This window comes from Halococcus sp. PRR34 (genome assembly GCF_028617175.1).
Classification (GTDB): Archaea; Halobacteriota; Halobacteria; order Halobacteriales; family Halococcaceae; genus Halococcus; species Halococcus salifodinae.
On sequence record NZ_JAQJDA010000001.1, the window covers coordinates 184604 to 200700 of the forward strand.

The 16097-nt window shown below is 67.1% G+C and carries 15 protein-coding genes and 1 tRNA gene; 5 read left to right on the plus strand and 11 right to left on the minus strand.

What is annotated here, in order from left to right:
* Nucleotides 1-107: 107 nt before the first annotated feature.
* Both PHA81_RS00930 and PHA81_RS00935 read right to left on the minus strand, forming a co-directional pair.
* Entirely contained in the window at nucleotides 108-824 is a 717-nt protein-coding gene (locus PHA81_RS00930; RefSeq protein WP_005043437.1) for a helix-turn-helix domain-containing protein, read from the minus strand.
* Nucleotides 817-981, minus strand: a complete 165-nt coding sequence (locus PHA81_RS00935) for a hypothetical protein (RefSeq protein WP_005043441.1) — start codon at nucleotides 979-981, stop codon at nucleotides 817-819. The genes PHA81_RS00930 and PHA81_RS00935 overlap by 8 nt, the downstream gene beginning before the upstream one ends.
* A 121-nt stretch (nucleotides 982-1102) precedes the next feature.
* On the opposite strand from PHA81_RS00935, the gene PHA81_RS00940 reads away from it, so the two are divergent.
* Nucleotides 1103-2584 carry an HPP family protein gene (locus PHA81_RS00940; protein WP_005043443.1) on the plus strand — a complete coding sequence of 494 codons (1482 nt, stop codon included), beginning with the start codon at nucleotides 1103-1105 and terminating at the stop codon, nucleotides 2582-2584.
* 77 nt (nucleotides 2585-2661) lie between these two features.
* Here the strand turns inward: PHA81_RS00940 and PHA81_RS00945 are convergent.
* Nucleotides 2662-2736: transfer RNA gene (locus PHA81_RS00945), tRNA-Thr, on the minus strand.
* An 84-nt stretch (nucleotides 2737-2820) separates the two neighbouring features.
* Entirely contained in the window at nucleotides 2821-3798 is a 978-nt protein-coding gene (locus PHA81_RS00950; protein ID WP_005043444.1) for a class I SAM-dependent methyltransferase family protein, read from the minus strand.
* Nucleotides 3799-3927: 129 nt separating this feature from the next.
* Between PHA81_RS00950 and PHA81_RS00955 the strand changes: the two genes are divergently transcribed.
* Nucleotides 3928-4434: a pyridoxamine 5'-phosphate oxidase family protein gene (locus tag PHA81_RS00955; protein WP_005043445.1), complete on the plus strand. Its 507-nt coding sequence runs from the start codon at nucleotides 3928-3930 to the stop codon at nucleotides 4432-4434.
* A gap of 24 nt (nucleotides 4435-4458) precedes the next feature.
* Nucleotides 4459-5217: a diphthine synthase gene (gene dph5 / locus PHA81_RS00960; protein WP_005043446.1), complete on the plus strand. Its 759-nt coding sequence runs from the start codon at nucleotides 4459-4461 to the stop codon at nucleotides 5215-5217.
* A 197-nt stretch (nucleotides 5218-5414) separates the two neighbouring features.
* Here dph5 and artA read toward each other — a convergent pair whose 3' ends face one another.
* From artA to PHA81_RS00990, 6 genes are all read right to left on the minus strand, one after another.
* On the minus strand, nucleotides 5415-6395 hold the full coding sequence (artA, locus tag PHA81_RS00965) for an archaeosortase A (protein WP_005043447.1): 981 nt from the start codon (nucleotides 6393-6395) through the stop codon (nucleotides 5415-5417).
* Nucleotides 6396-6496: 101 nt separating this feature from the next.
* Nucleotides 6497-8485: a BGTF surface domain-containing protein gene (locus PHA81_RS00970; protein WP_241430346.1), complete on the minus strand. Its 1989-nt coding sequence runs from the start codon at nucleotides 8483-8485 to the stop codon at nucleotides 6497-6499.
* A 149-nt stretch (nucleotides 8486-8634) separates the two neighbouring features.
* Nucleotides 8635-9264, minus strand: coding sequence for a fibrillarin-like rRNA/tRNA 2'-O-methyltransferase (locus tag PHA81_RS00975; protein WP_005043449.1), 630 nt, complete (start codon nucleotides 9262-9264; stop codon nucleotides 8635-8637).
* The gene (locus PHA81_RS00980; protein ID WP_005043450.1) at nucleotides 9251-10138 is read right to left on the minus strand and encodes a Pre-mRNA processing ribonucleoprotein,-binding domain-containing protein; all 888 of its coding nucleotides are present in this window, start codon (nucleotides 10136-10138) and stop codon (nucleotides 9251-9253) included. The genes PHA81_RS00975 and PHA81_RS00980 overlap by 14 nt, the downstream gene beginning before the upstream one ends.
* 27 nt (nucleotides 10139-10165) lie before the next feature.
* Nucleotides 10166-11371, minus strand: coding sequence for an alanine--tRNA ligase-related protein (locus PHA81_RS00985; protein ID WP_005043451.1), 1206 nt, complete (start codon nucleotides 11369-11371; stop codon nucleotides 10166-10168).
* Nucleotides 11372-11479: 108 nt separating this feature from the next.
* Nucleotides 11480-13384: a BCCT family transporter gene (locus tag PHA81_RS00990; protein WP_049910114.1), complete on the minus strand. Its 1905-nt coding sequence runs from the start codon at nucleotides 13382-13384 to the stop codon at nucleotides 11480-11482.
* A gap of 210 nt (nucleotides 13385-13594) precedes the next feature.
* Between PHA81_RS00990 and PHA81_RS00995 the strand changes: the two genes are divergently transcribed.
* Complete coding sequence (locus PHA81_RS00995) at nucleotides 13595-14857, plus strand: NAD-binding protein (RefSeq protein ID WP_005043454.1); 1263 nt, start codon at nucleotides 13595-13597, stop codon at nucleotides 14855-14857.
* 134 nt (nucleotides 14858-14991) lie between these two features.
* Entirely contained in the window at nucleotides 14992-15456 is a 465-nt protein-coding gene (locus tag PHA81_RS01000) for a universal stress protein (protein ID WP_005043456.1), read from the plus strand.
* A gap of 333 nt (nucleotides 15457-15789) precedes the next feature.
* Here the strand turns inward: PHA81_RS01000 and PHA81_RS01005 are convergent, their stop codons facing one another.
* Nucleotides 15790-15939 carry a hypothetical protein gene (locus PHA81_RS01005; RefSeq protein WP_206536849.1) on the minus strand — a complete coding sequence of 50 codons (150 nt, stop codon included), beginning with the start codon at nucleotides 15937-15939 and terminating at the stop codon, nucleotides 15790-15792.
* Nucleotides 15940-16097: the final 158 nt, after the last annotated feature.

Genomic DNA, 16097 nt, shown 5'->3' on the forward strand with positions numbered 1-16097 from the left:
GTACGCAAAGCGGATTAAGACTAACGGCTCCAGCTTGTGTGGGTAGCTGACACCTAACAACGGTATCGAGCGGGAATGTGGTTTGACGGACTGTGCTGTCCGCGGATTCACTCGGTCATCGAGTCGTGACCGTCGACGACCGCGCCACCGACGATCTGGCCGTAGGCTCGGCGGAACCGCTCGGAGAGCGCCTGGTGGGAGATGTCGAGGTCGTCGGCGAGATCGGCCGCTGTGACCGCGCGGGGCACTTCGTAGTAGCCCGCCTCGTACGCCGCGACCAGTGCCTCGCGCTGCTCGTCGGTGAGGTCGAACCGGCCACCACGACTGCCGCCGTACGTGCCGATCCGTTCGAGTTCGGTCCCACACTCACAGTCCACGATCGCCTCGTACGCCCGGGCGAGGGCGTCACGATCGGGAAACAACAGCTGGAGTGTCCACCCGCCGGCCCGACCCCGTGCCGACAGGATCGTGGCGTCCTCATCGCGCACGCGTTCGACGAACCGGTCTGGATGCTCGCCCCACGCGACGCGGAACACCCAGCCGTCGCCCCGATCGGCGAGATACTCGATCGCCGTCACCGACGGGTCCGCGCGGAGCGCGGCGGCGATGTCGTCCCGGGTGACCGCGTCACTCCGGATCACGAGCAGTACCCGGCTGTCCGGGCCGGCGACGGCGGGTTCGAGTTCGACCCGCACGCCCGGAGTGCGCTCGAACAGGGTTTCGAGCGCGAACCCCTCGGCTGTGACCGCGATTCGGGCCGTCGTCGCGTCGGATTCCGTGGATGCGTTCGGGTGTGGCTCGGGCGTCGACACCTGCTCACCCATCGGCGTGGCGTGGCGAGCGTGCGCTCCGGACCCCGTTGCCGTCGCGCAGCTTGTCCTCGCAGTTCGGACAGACGCGTGCGTTCTCCATTTCGTCCGGAGCGAACACGCGCACGTACTGTGCGGTCACGAACCCTCCGCAGTTCTTGCACTCCGGCATACATCAGAACGCCAGCGCCCAGTGAAATACGTGTACGCCCTTATTACGCACCCCACTTATCAGCAGGCGACGAGCTATCCGAGAGGGAAACCCACTTCTACGCCGCCAGGCAACAGCCGGTATGCTAGACGGGGTGCGTGGGACTCTCGCCGCGCTGTGCTCGCGCGCCAGACGGCTCGAACGACGCGAGATCCACGAGTTCCGGCGCTGGATCGAGAACACCAGAAACCTCGTCCACCTCTCTGTGCTCCTGTTCGTCCCATTGGTGATCGCCGGCGTCACGGCGATCTCGAACCTCTCGGCCGAACTCTCCTTCCTGCTCTTTCCGCCACTCGCCTCCGGGGCGTACCTGCTGTTCGCCCACCCGACGGGACAGTACGCGTCGCCGGGCCGGTTCGTCGCCGGGCTGACTCTCGGTGCGCTGTGTGGCTGGCTCGCGCTCCGCCTCTCGGCGGCGCTGTTGTACCACGCCCCGCCGAGTCAGCACCGGGTTCACGCCGCCGGCACGGCGCTTGCGATGTTCCTCACCGGCGCGACGACGTGGGGGTTCGATATCGAGGAACCCGCGGCGTACTCGACCGCGCTGCTCGCGCTCGTCGGCGACGCCACCGACGTCTCCTACGTGATCTCGATCGCCGCGTCGAGCGCGCTGGTCGCGGGCGTGTTCGTCCTCTGGCATCGCGCGGTCTACGCCGACCGCGCACGCTATCTCTATCGCTCCACTAAGGGTGACGACCACGTTCTCGTACCGATGCGCGGCGAGCATTCCGACACGACCGCCATGCTCGGTGCCCGCCTCGCCGCCGCCCACGACGCCGGCAAGGTCGTGCTTCTCGACATCGTGGACGAGAGTGAAGCTGATGACACCGAGGCGGCCCAGCGGACGGCCACCGACGGCGGCGATCACCTCGCGACCGACGGCGGTACGACCGAGGCGATGGAGGGCGAATCCTCCGCTGCAGCCGTCGCCACGGGGCTCGAAGACCGCGCCACCGCGATCGAGACGACCGTCGGCGTGCCCTGTGAGGTCGCGGTCGTCGACAGCGGGGCGGAGTCCCTCGCCGCTGCGGTGCTCCGGACTGCCCGCGAGAGCAACTGCGACCTGATCGCGACGCCCTACGAGGAATCGGACGGGGCCGCCGCACCGTACATCCGGTCGCTGTTCCGGACCGACATGGACGTGCTCGTCCACCGCTCGGCCGACGGTCGGACCGACTGGGAGCGATCGCTGGTTCCGGTCCGGAGCGTGAGCGACGTGGCCCACAGCATGCTCGGATTCGCCTGCCGGCTCGCGGGCTCCGCGGGGGAGGTCGCGGTCTGTCACTGCATCGACTCCTCGGCCGACCGCCGACACGCCGAGGAGATGCTCGCCGATCTCGTCGAACCGTTCACCAACCGGATCGAAACCCGCATCCCGCAGACCTCGATCGAATCGTTCCTCGAAACCGTCGCGCCGCAGTACGACCTCGTCCTCGTCGGCGCGAGCACCGATCGGAGCAACGTCTCGCGACTCCTCTCGCCCGCCACGTTCGAACGCCTGCCAGAGATCGACTGTGACCTCGCCATCGTCGATCGACGGTCTCGACCGCTGTCGCGCGAGTGATCGATCAGCTGTCGCCGCCACTCTCTATGCAGCACCGCTGCTACTATTGCGTGTGGGTTTGTAGAGAAGCGAGCGCAAGCCGGTGGGGGGATTTGAACCCTCGGCCTAATCCTTACGAAGGATTCGCTCTAGCCAGTCTGAGCTACACCGGCGCGCGGATGAAACACCGTTCACGACGGGTATAATCGTTGCGAATCGCCGCCGGCTCGTCGCCGGGAGAGCGGTCCCGATTCGTCTCACGCCCGAAGCCGCACGTCGAGACAGACGTTCAGTTCGTGAGGCGCGTACGATCGGACCGTGTGCCGTGTTTCGACCGTCACTTCGTACTCCTCGGCCGCCGCCCGGATCGCGCGCTCGCCCGGCCCGTAGGGATCGTTCTCGTGCTGGATGTCGTAGTAGTGGAGGACACAGTCCTCGCCGGCGAGGTCGATCGCCGTATCGAGGAATTGGTCGGCGCTGTGGGGGAGGTTCATCACGAGCCGGTCGACTCCATCCTCGATTTCGGTGGCGACCTCCCGGACGTCGCCTTCGATCGCCTCGACCCGCTCGTCGACGTCGTTCCGCCGGACGTTCTCGCGGAGATACTCGATCGCCACCGGGTTGCGATCGACCGCGATCACCGCCGCGCCGCGTCCCGCAAACGGGATCGCGAAGGGGCCGACACCGGCGAACATGTCGACGATCCGCTCGTCGGCCGCCGCCTGCTGGACCACGCGGTGGCGTTCGGTCGCGAGCCGGGGCGAGAAGTACACCGTAGCGACGTCGAGCGCGAACGCGTAGCCGTACTCGCGGTGGACGGTTTCGGTGCTCTCGCCCGCGAGCACGTCCCACTCGCGCGTTCGAAACTCCCCCTCGACCTTCGAGGCGCGATTCAACACTGTCTTCGTCGGGATCGAGGAGTCCATCACTGCGTTGGCAACCTGCCGTGCGCGTTCCGTGTCATCTTCACGGAGCAACACGATGTCGCCGAGTCGCTCGTAGCTCGGATCGAAGCCGAGCAGGTCGGCGGGCATCGTCTGTGTCTCGCGGTCGGGCACGTCGCGCTCCTCGATCGTGTATTCCTCAGGTATTGCGTCGGGATCGACGATCGGGGCGTAGAGCCAGCCCTCGGCGACGGTGATCTCGTGATCGTGATCGAGGAGATCCCGTTCGGCGAGCGCCTCGCGCGTCCGCTCGCCGTCCTCGCGCGCGACGCGGACGCACGGCACTTTCATATCCGTACTCGCCGGCAGTCGGGCCTAAGGCTGACGCTTCGCGGAGCGACCGTCCGCAGCGGACCCGACTACTCGACAATCGCGGTCGTTCGGCACAACGGCTATCTCCGGTCGCCGCGTCCATCGCCCATGACACCACCGAACGAACCGGCGAACGCGACCCACGAACGACCACACACGGAATCGAGTTACGGGATCCCCGACGACGAGGAGGGCTTGTTGCCGTGGGCGTTCGTCGCCGACCGACTCCGCGAGAACCGCAATTTCTGGGTCTCGACGACACTTCCCGACGGCGGTCCACACGCCAGGCCCGTCTGGGGTGTCTACGTCGAGAGAACGTTCTACTGCGGTGGCGGCGAGCGGACACGGTGGGTGCGGAACCTCGAAGCGGATCCGCGCGTCGTCGTTCACTCCGAAAGCGGTGACGAGGTGGTCATCCTCGAAGGCCAGGTGGAACGCGTCGACGAAGGGACCGCTACTCAGGAACGAATCGAGCGGGTGAATGCCGCCTACGAGCGGAAGTACGGTGTCGAACACGGAACGCCCCTCTTCGCCGTCCGTCCCGAACGCGTCCTAGCGTGGAACGAGTACCCGACCGACGCGACCCGCTGGACGTTCGCAGAGCGCGGTGTTTAATCCGGCTCCCGCCCGAACCACGCCATGCTCACTTTCGTCGGTCTCGGGCTCTACGACGAGCGCTCGATCACGGTCGAGGGCCAGGACGCACTCGCCGACGCCGACCGCGTCTTCGCTGAGTTCTACACCAGCAAACTCGCCGGAGCCTCAATCGGGGACCTCGAAGCGTACCATGACCACGAGATCGAGATCCGCGACCGAGCGGGCGTCGAGCAGGAGCCCGCACCGATCCTCGACGCTGCCGAGGGCGGCGAGGTAGCGTTCGTGGTCGCCGGTGATCCCATGATCTCGACGACGCACACCGACCTCCGCCTCCGTGCGCACGAGCGCAACATCGATACCCGCGTGATCCACGGCACGACCGCCCAGGCCGCCGCGAGCTCGCTGACGGGACTCCAGAACTACCGCTTCGGGAAGGCGACCACGATCCCGTTCGCCTACGGTGACGGGGATATCCCCCAAAGCGTCCTCGACACCATCGACGCGAACCGTGAACGCGGCCTCCACACCCTCTGCTATCTCGACATCAAGGCCGCCGAGGATCGCTACATGACCGCAAGCACCGCCGCCGAGCGACTCGCGCCGGGCCTCGACGATCCGCTCGGCGTCGTCGTCGCCCGCGCGGGAAGTCCCGATCCGGTCGTGGCCGGGGACCGGCTCTCGGCGCTCGCCCAGCAGGATTTCGGCGATCCCCTTCACCTGCTCGTGATCCCCGGCGATCTCCACCACGTCGAACGCGACGCGCTCGTCGGCCTCTGCGATGTGCCGGAAGACCTCGTCTAGACTACATTTCACTCGTCGGGTGCGCCCGTTCGCGGTAGAAATGGTGATGCCCTCCGCCCTCGCAACCGCACAGCACCGCCGAAGCCCTCGGGCGCTCACTCACTTCGTTCGCTCGCACCCTCGCCCTTCATCCACCGAGGACCGCACCGCAGCCGCACCGTCTACTCGCCGCCGGAACCGCTGCCGTCGGCGCGCACTCACGGGCTTCGCCCGCTCGTGCCATCCGAGACGCTTCGCGTCTCGCGCATCCCAACGCCAAGCGCGCGCTGGAGATCGTACTCGGTGCCGGTCGCCATGTAAAGCACGTCCTCGATCACGACCATGATCTCCGGGAGCTCGTGGATCACGACCCACGTGATCGCCACCATCGCCACCACCGAGAGGCTCTGGGCGAGCATGCGGTCGGCGATGAAGTAGGAGACCTTGTACGGATCCGAGGAACCGAACAGCGACATGACGGTATCGGGGAAGAAGTGAAAGCGCTGAGTGCCGAACCCGACCGCGATGAAGACGTTCCGCACGAGGTTCAGCCCGTAGATCACCGGGAGCGAGACGGCGAGCGCGCGGAGCTTTCTACCAAGTGGCGCGTCGGTCGCGGCGATCAGCCCACCGAAGATCGCCATGCTCCCGATACCGGTGCAGGCGATCAGGATGGTGTACGTGATCGTGTGATCGCCATCGACGAACCAGAACGTGCTCTGATAGTCGGGGTACGTCCCGGTCGGGACCTGCGTTCCCGAAACCACCGTCGGATCGACACCGACGAGATCGATCAGGAACGCGGTCTGTCGGGTGACGGTCTCGATCAGGGGCTCCTTGAGGAGTGGGAGCGTCTCGAACGGGAAGAAGATCAGTCCCATCGCGGCGATCGCCCGCGAGAGCACGAACAGTGAGTCGCGCCCGCGGGCGAGCAACAGGCCCGCATAGAGGCTCGCGGGCACCGCCACCAGCGTCCCGATCCCTTCGATGAAGCTCTTCTGGACGAACGCGAAGTGATGGAACACCGAGAGCCAGAACACCCCGAAGAGGACCCACGCCGTGACCGTGAGGGGGCGCGCAAAGCGGCTCTCGCGCCACGAGAGGGCCGCACCGGCGGTGAAGGTGGCGACCACGAGCCACGCGAGCGGGTCGGAGAATCGACCGAACCACGCGAGCGCGGCGAGCACTCCGTCGAGCATTCATCGACGCTACGACGATGGCGGTGATAGGTCTTACCGTCGCGGGCCGGGTCGCCGGCGTGTGGATCGGAGCCGCTTCCGCTCCCGCTCCGCCGAGGACCTCACTCTCGGCGTGTTCGGCGGGCGGCGACAGCCACGGCGGCCGCGACAGCCGCGACGACCGCGGCGGTGATCCCGAACCCGGGACCGTTCTCGCTCGTCGTCTGTCCCGACGCGTCGGTGCCGTTCGCACTTCCAACCGCTGTGGTGTCGCTTCCTTCACCTGTCGTGGTAGTGTTGTTGACGGTCACGCTGACGGTCGTGGCGACCGGCTCGCCATCGTTCGCCGCAGCACCGGTGACGGTCGCCGCTTCCGCGCTGGTTTCGGCTCCGGCGGCGGTCGATCCCGCCGACGTGTAGGGACCGTCCTCGCTCCCGTTCGAACTCACGAAGTCGAACACACCGTTGTCGTTGGTGTCGCGGTGGGCCATCACCACCACGTCGGTGCTCTCGGTGAGCGGTTGGCCGAGCGTCACGGTGACGTTCTCGGTGGTGCCGTTCTCGAGATAGCTCGACGTGCCGAGAACGCTCCCGACGGGTGATTCGGAGGCGTTCGGCGCGTGGACCACGACGTAGCCACCGTCGGCGAGCGTGGCGTTTCGGATCCGAACGGTCTCTCCGGTCGTCGTCTGGTCGGCGGCGGTGAGCCGGGCACCCCCGGCCATCGGCTCGGACTCTTGGCTCGGTCTGACGGGTACCGTGATGTCGTCGCTGGTGTTGAGCGGCCCGACCGCGCGCACGTCGACCGTGGTGTTCGGCGAGGTCTCAGAGAGGTTGAACGTGGTGGCGAAGGTGCCGTTCGGCGAGACCGTGGTGGTGTTGGTCTTGACGAACGACCCGGTGCCGTTGGCCGTGAGACTGATCGTCACCTCGCTTTTGGGCGCGACGCTCGTCGTTCCGGTGACGGTCTGGCCGTCGCCGGCAGCGAGCGAGACGTCACTGAGCCCGAGCTCGGCCCCGATGGCCGTGACGTTCGCACCGATCGACTGGTTGCTCGTGGCGAGGCTGCTCTCCTCGCGTACGGTGAGTTCGGTCTCGAACTCGTCGCCGGGTCGTGGCGGGCCGCGTTCGAAGACCGCCGCCTCGGTGTCGATGTTGACGTAGAGGATGTCCGTGTCCGGGTCGGGGATCACCCGTATCGAGTCGTTCGCGAGGCTCCGGTCGAGATCGAGCTGCTTCGGCCGACGGTTCGTGCCGGGATTGGTCTGGCGCACTGTCAGGTTGAACATCCCGCGCTCGACCAGTTCGGTGAAGTTCGCGGCCGCGAACGCGCCGTAGACGCCGGAGAGCTTGGACTGGAGCACCAGCACGTCGCCGACGGCGACGCTATCGGTGGTGGTGATCCGGTCGTTTTCGATGGCGGCGGCGACCTCGCTCGCGTTCGTCACGTTGTCGAAGCTCTCGGCCGGGGCGGTCCACGTCACGAGTTCGTTGGACGTTCGCTCGGCCAGCCTGAGCGTCGCGGTGTCGGTTTCGCGCCCGTCGACCGTGGCCGAGAGGTTGTACGTGCTGGTGTCGAGCGGGGCGTCGAGTCGTTCGGTCGTCCGGTTCGTCCGGACGATCGAATCCTCGTCGGCCAGCGTGTCGTACGCCTGGCTCTCGTTTTCGGTGGTGCCCGCGAGATACGAGTTCATCAGGAGCGTGACCTGCCCGTCGCCGCCGTCCGCGACGGTGACGTTGGTCTCGTAGTTGACGGCGGGGCTACCGACCGTGACGGTGGTCTCGTTCGTCCCGGAGATATTGAGCCCGATGGCGGCGATGTCACCACGGTCCTCGGCCACGGTCGAGCGGTTGAACGTCGCGACGCTCGCGTTGGTTTCGTTGGTTTCGTTGGTCTCACCGCGCTGAAATTGGGTTTCGTTGATCGACGATTGGCTGTCGTTGGTGGGAGCGGCCGTCCCGTTGGCCGCCACATCGGTCCCTTGGGCGCTCGCCGGCCCGAGAAAAGCCGCCCCACCGAACGCCGCAAGGATCACGAGCACCGCCAGCCAGCAGCCGGCGGCCCGCTCGCGGTGGTCGCTCGTCACGGTTCGGTATCGACGTGTCTGCATATCGCCGCTCCAGCCGACACCGCGTCCGTGGAGGGCGAACACGAGGACTCGGGGAGGGCGTTCGATCCTGGCATCATCGGTCGAATACGCATTGAGGGAACTCCTTCATTAATAAAGGTTTTGTGGTGGACCCCGTCGCTGGCGGGGAGTTAGCGCGGTCGAGCGACCACCGCAAGGTGGTCGGCGTGGTGGGGGTCGAGTCGGCGGGTGTCGAGGATCTCGTAGGTCGTCTCGAGTTCGTCGAGCGCCGCGTCGAACACGGTCTCGGGATCGGCGGTCGCGTCCTCGCTCCGGGCCTTGATCGCAGCCAGGAGCCGGCCGTCCGCGGCGAGGAACTGCCGGTTCGCACACGCCACCCGTGCCTGCCCTCGGGTGGCGACGTCCTGAACGATCGCATCGAGATCGGCCTCGACCACGTGGGCGTACGTCTCGGGCTGGTGGGCGTCCTTGAGCAGTGGGAAGAGCGTGGTCCGCGACTCCGCAACGTCGACGAGATCGCCCATCGGCCGTGACGCGAACTCGACGGCGTAGACGACACGCGCGAAGTCCGCGACGTGGCTCGCGGTGGTGCCGTTCGCCGCACCGAGATATAGCACCTCGTCGTCGCCCGCGAGGCCGGTGTCCATTCCGGCGTCGATCATCGCGCCGAGTTTCGATCGCCGAACGTCCCACGCGCGCCACCCGCCCTCCGTGGGTTCGCCGTAGACCGTCGCTCCCTGGGTCGCGAGGCGCTCCTCGCCGTCGATCTCGCGATAGACGACCCCCTCAGGCAGCGCCATCGTCACCTCGATCATCGATATCCTCGTCGTCGTGCCGCGCCCGGATCCGTGCGATGCGTTCGTCGAGTTCACGTTCGAGGTCGGGACGGCGGTCGCCGGCGTAGTGATCGATCCGCGCCGCGATGGTGAGTTTGCCAGCGAGCGCCCGGGCTGCCGATCCCCGCTCATCGGGATGGGTGTGGCGGACGTACTCGTGGGTGTAGATCACGCCGTGTTTCGGCGACGGGGCCGACCCTCGGAGGTGGGCGAACAGCGCGTCCTCGGCTCCGAGGACTTGTACTGTCGAACTCGACGTCCGCGCCAGCGACTCCAGCCCGCCCGCGAGCGCGAGCAGCCGCGCCGCGAGCGTGGGTCCCGCGAGCGCAGCGAGATTTGGGACCACCGTTCGAACTGTACGCTCGACGTACGCTTCGAGTTCCGCCGCCTCGTTATCGAGATCGACGACGCGTTCGGCGAGCGCCGCCAGGCGGTCGTCGGCCGGGTCGGGGTTTTGGTCCTCTCGGTCGACGAGTTCACGACAGTATTCGATACCGGTTCCGGCGTCTTCTGTCCGGCTCGCGGCCCACTCCGCGACTCGTTCGGCGAGTTCGTTCGCCATCCGTTCGGTGTCGTCCATCGCGCGGACCGCGTGGATCACCTGGCGGTCGTCGGCGCGCTCGCGCTCGGCGGCCGCCTCGCCCGCAGCCGTGATCGTCGCCTCGCGGAGCGCCGCGTAGTACTCTTCTTCAGTGTCGGCGAAGCCAGCCTCGACGGCCCGTGCGGGCCAGTCAGCGGCCTCCTCGGCGCTCCCGGTCTCGATCGCGTCGCGCGCACCGTCGGGATCACCCCGCTCCAACCCTTCGAACCATCCTGTCACCGGCGCTCCCTCGCTCATGACTCGGATCGTGGCCGGGCCGACAAATCAGTTCGTGGTTTCGACGCTGCCGGTGCGCAGGAACGCGACGAGCTCCTCGGGATCGGTATCAAACCCACCGGCCTGGGCCACCGTCTCGCTCCCGCCGCCACCGCCGCCGAACTCGGCCGTGAGATCGGCGACGACCGCGTTCGCATCGATCTCACCCGTCGTGGCGACGGCGATGCCCCCGCCGTCGGCAGCGACGAGCGCGACGGCGTCGGCGGCCGAGCCAGAGAGGTCGTTCGCTCGCTCCGCGAGTCCGTTGGTGTCGAGGTGATCGACTGTCCCGGCGAGCCACGTCCGGCCATCCCGCTCGACCACGGTCTCGCGGAGGTCGCCGAGCCGCGAATCGACGAGTCGCTCCTGTAATCCCGTCCGTTCATCCGCGAGCGCGTCGCGTTCGTTCCGGAGCCGCGCGACCGCGTCGGGAAGGTCGGTCACGCGCGTTTCGAGCGCGGCGGCCGCGTCGAGCGCCGCGGTCTTCTCGGTACTTCGATGCTGGATCGCCGCCGGCCCGACCGCGAACTCGATTCTCGTCACGCCTTTGCCGGGGTTCGATCGGTCGAGCACCGCCACTGGCCCGATCTCGCGGGTGTTCCGGACGTGGGTTCCGCCGCAGGCAGCGACGTCCCAGCCGTCGACGTCGACCAGGCGAACCTCCTCGCCGCCGATTCCCTCCTCGGTCTTGGTGTTGAACGCCACGTCGTCGCGGGCGAGCGCCGCCTCGCGGGGCGCGGTCTCCCACGTCACGTCCTTCGAGTCCCAGACCGCGCGGTTAACGAGGCGTTCGAGGGTCACGAGCGACCCGTCGTCGATCGCCGTCGGGGTGGCGAAGTCGACTCTGACCTTGTGCTCGTCGATGTCGAATCCGCCGTACCCGAGATCGTCGAACAGTCGGCGTCCGGCCCCGTAGAGGACGTGGCTGGCGGTATGAGAACGCATGCAGTACGTCCGAAAGGCGGGATCGATCCGGCCGGCGACCGTCTCGCCAGCCTCGACTGTCGGTGCGTCCGCGAGCGTGTGGACGATCTCGCCGTCGCGCTCCTGAACGTCCACGATCCGTTCGCCAGCGAGCGTGCCCCGATCGGGCGGCTGGCCCCCGCTCTCGGCATAGAAGTACGTCTCGCCGAGCAGGAGTTCGTCGTCGTCCCGCGATTCGACGACCGCCTCGAACTCGGTCGTGTACGGCTCGGCGGGCGCGAGCGTCTGCATACCGTGGGGACTCGACGAGCCGGCAAAACCCTTCGGTGGGTTGAGCGCTGCCGGCGGATGGGGGCTCGTGGGGACTCGCGAGGACTCGTTCCGCCCGATCAGTCGCGTTCAGTCGTCCTCCCGAAGCACCTCGCTCGGGCCCGCAATGCCGCGGTCGCGAACGGCGGCGCGGAGTCTGGCAAGCGGCGAGCGGTGGCCGCGCTCGTGGCGGCGGAAGGTCAGCGTCAGCCCGACCAGCGCCACCACCACCAGCACCGCGAACGGGCCGCCCGTCAGCACCGCGAGCGCCTGTAACGCCTCGCCGCCGCCGACGAGCAACACCGCCACCGCGACGCCGCCCTGGAGCAGCCCCCAAAAGACGATGCTCCCGGTCGTTGGCGCGCGATTTCGCTTCGTCGCGAGGATCGCGACCACCAGCGTCGAGGTGTCCGCGGAGGTGACGATGAACACGATGATGAGCGCGAGAAACAGGAACATCAGGAGCTGGCCGAGCGGGAGCGCCGCGAATATCGGGAAGCCGGCGACCGCCTCGGGCGTGGCGTACGAATCGATGGCAGCGAGGATGTCGGTCGTCCCGGAGCGCTGGAGAGCCAACGATGTGCCGCCCAGCAGGACGAACCACACGGCGGTCGCAGCCGACGTTGCGACTGCACCCGTGAGAACCACAGTCCGAACCCGCCGGCCCTTCGAGAGCGCCGCGAGGAAGAGTCCGGCGAAGGGGGCCCACGAAAACCACCACGACCAGTTCCAGACTGTCCAGTTCGCCACCCACTCGTTTGCGACCAGCTCCCCGCCGAGATACAGGCTCATCGGCACGAAATCCACGACATAGCCGCCGACGGCGGCAGAACCGATGTCGAGAACGGCCGATCGCGGGCCGACGGCGATCAGCAGCGCCGCGAAAAGTATGAATAGGACGATAGCGATCCCGGCGATCCGACGGATACCACGGTGGACGCCGCTCTGGGCGGAGACGACGTAGATGAGCGTCAATCCGGCGACGACGAGGACGGGGGCTACGCTGCCGTAGCTCACGCCCCACTGGTAGCTGACGCCGGCGAGGAACTGCTGGCCGACGAGCGCGACGGAGGTGGCGATCCCGCCGATGGTGGCGAACACCGCGAGCACGTCGACGAGCGTCGCCCAGCGGCTGTCGAGACCGTCGATTCCCAGAAACGGTGTCAGGATCGACGAGACCCGCAGCGGCGCGCCTCGCTGGTAGGTGAAGTAGGCGATCGGCACGCCGATGACGACGTAGGCGCTCCACGCCGAGAGCCCATAATGAAAGATCGCGTAGGTGAGCGCGCCGGCGACGACACCGCTCGATCGCGGCTGGGCGTCGAGAAACGGCGGCGGCGTCTCGTAGTGAAAGAGCGCCTCGGCAGGGCCCCAGAAGACGATACCCGCGGCGATGCCGGCCGTAAAGAACATCGCGAAGTACGTCGGATAGGTGTAGGTCGGTTCGACGTCGGGGCCGCCGAGTTTGATCTCCCCCCACGGCCCGACCAGCAGGAACAGACAGTAACACACCGCGAGGAACATCGCGCCCAAAAACAGCCAGCCGAACTCGAAGAGCAGCACGCTCTCGACGGTACCGACGACCGACTGGGTGTCCGACGGCGCGAGGGAGTACGCCGCGAAGAAGAGAACGAAGGCCGCCACCGGGACGCCGAACGTGAGTGGGTCCTGGCGAGCGAGAAAGTCCGTGAGCCGCGCCACGCCGCCCTTGAGCGTGCCGATCCATCCGAGGCGACGGATCCGCAGCAGATACGGGGCGTCGCGCCGAGCCTTTTCGGCGTCCGTGTCGACCGTGATCGGCAACAGCGCAACGTACGCCAGCCCCGAACCGAAGAACAACAGCGAAACGATGAGAATGGCCCGTCCGGTCAGCAGCGAGCCGACGACCTTCGGGAAGAAAAAAACCGAGACGACGGCCGCGCCTGCGATCACACAGACCGGCACGAGGACGCTCCGGAGGACCGTTTCCACGGGACCGGCCCCCTGGGAACTCATAGCACGAATATGCGACACACTCCCATAGTCCTGTCGTTGACGCGATCGATGGCTCGAACCGTGTCCTCGTTCGTCGTTCGTCCCGTGGACCACGACGGCCCCGGCGACGGGTGATCCGTAGCCGTGGCCTGCGATCGCGGCGGTCGCGTCCGTCAACGGCGGTCACACTGGCGACGACCCTTTATGATCGTACGGGTGATACGTTACGGGGTGGCGAACGATCCCCCCGAAACGTCGATGGACGCCGCTCTCCAGGAGCTGTTCCACCACGACGACAGGGTGCCGTTCGTCTACTGGCGGGAGTACACGGGAACGGATACTACGGTACTGCTGACTGCGGCGGTCGCGGTCCTCGCGTTCGTCACCGGCCTCTCGCATTTCAGTCAGCGCGACCTCGCGTTCGATGGTCCGCTCGCATCGCACCTCCCGACCGAATGGGCGACCCTCGTCCCGTTCGGAGCCGTACTCCTCGCGTTCGTGCTCGGGGGGCTCGCGGTGGGGCTCCGCCGTCGCCTCCGGGTCGCGTGGTACGGCACGGCCCTCGTGCTCCCGCTGGTGGTGTTGTTACCGCTCGTGACGGCGGAGCCGACCGACGTCCTGCTGTTCGTGCTGTCGCTCGGCACGTTCCCGCTCGTCGTGCGGAACCGGACCGCGTTCGATCAGTCGCTCGATCTCTCGCCGTTCCAGACCGCCGCCATCGTGGCGTTCGTCGCGGGTCAGGTGTACGGCACCGTCGGGGCGTACAGCCTCCGCGCGAACTACACCGGTATCGAGACGTGGACCGACGCCCTCTACTACATCGTCGTCACCGGAACCACCGTCGGCTACGGCGACGCGACGCCGACCAGCCAGGGGGCCAAACTGTTTACGCTCTCGGCGATCATCATCGGTACCGGTACGTTCGCCGTCGCCTCGGGATCGCTCATCGTCCCGGCGATCGAATCCCGGGTGTCGGCCGCGTTCGGCACCATGACAGCCTCGGAACTCGCACTCATGGAGGATCACGTCGTGGTTCTCGGCTACGGCGATCTCACGGAACCGCTGGTCGACGAGCTGGTGGCCACGACCGACGTGGTTGTCGTGACACCCGACGCCGACACGGCGTCGGCGCTCGACGAGGAGGACGTGAACGTGCTTACTGCGGACCCGACCGACGAGGAGGCACTGCTCGATGCGCGGATCGACGCCGCGAGCGGGGTGGTGGCCGCGACCAGCGACGACGCCCAGGACACCCTCGCGGTGCTCGCCGGACGGGAGGTAAACCCCGACGTCCGAATCGTCGCGGCGGCGACCGACCACGGCCACGTCGGCAAACTCGAACGCGTGGGTGCCGACGAGGTCATCAGCCCGTCGGTCATCGTCGGCCGTCGCCTCGGCCGCTCCGTCCTCGGCGATACCGACGCGTCGGACGACGAGACGGACACGAACACGACGAACGACCCCGAGAACGGTGGGAACGGAAACGCGACGTGAGTCCCGCGATCGGTAGCGAGCTACCGCTACTCACCACACGGTCGGCTGTGGCCATCACACGGACGAATAAAGGGGTGCACCAGCACGACCACGAATTTATACTGCTGCGTGGCCGTGTTCTTTGTGGATAAACAATGTATGATACGGTTCTCATTCCGACCGACGGGAGCGACGAGGCGCGGAAGGCGGCCCAGCACGGGATCGAGCTCGCGGGGACGCTCGGCGCGACCGTCCACACGCTGTACGTGATGGATCTGCCGGGTGTGCCTCGGGCGCTCTCGATCAGGGACGACGAAGAGCAGGTCCGCAGGGAGTATCAGGAGTACGGTGAGCGCGTCACCGGAGAGGTGGACGAGATGGCAAGCGATGCCGGCGTCGAGTGTATCACCGCGATCAAAAGCGGCACGATCCACGAGGAGATCGTCAAATACGCCGACGACGAGGGCGTCGATGCGATCGTGATGGGGACCGGCTATCAGGGCCGATTCGGCGCGCTGCTCGGCACTATCGCCGAGAAAGTCGTGCGACTGTCGACCGTTCCGGTGATCTCGACCAAACTAAGCGAGAGCGAAGCACGCAGTCGATTCGTCGACTCCTGACGGCGGATGGGCAGTCGGGTGGAGCGGAGCCGACGGTCCGATCTCAGGACAGCGCTGTATCGACTGCGGCCTTGTCGTCCCCGCGCCACACGCTGCGGAGACACGACGATGAGCAGCCAGAGACCGGCGAGACCGAGCGTCGCTGCTGTCGCGATGCCAAGCGTGAACGCTTCCACCGCGGTGGGACGATGGAGCGACGAACGACGGCAATCGTCCGGCGCTACCGCAGCGGTCGTGATTGATCTCACGATACCCGTCCCGTGAATCCACAAGGAGAGGTGGTGCTGCGGTGTGGTGTGGTGTAGTGTAGTCGTCCGGAAACGACGACGTGAGCTACACCCGCCGCTCCCGGAGGTAGATGACGATGCTTGCGGCCAGGAACAGCGCCCCGGCGACGCCGAAGTTCCCCGACGTCATCACCAGTGCGCCACCCACCATCAGCACGGTCGCCACGATCGCCAGCGCCAGCGCGACGGTGTTCACGACCGCCACTCCATGAGCGTGCGTGTCGGCGATCGGATCGACGGAGTACGGATCGCCGGTCGAGTACCGATCATCGTTAGAAATCCTCGAACTCCCAGTGGTAATGACAGTTTCGACACGTAGCCCACTCGGGGACGTCGTACGCGTTCGGATGCCGC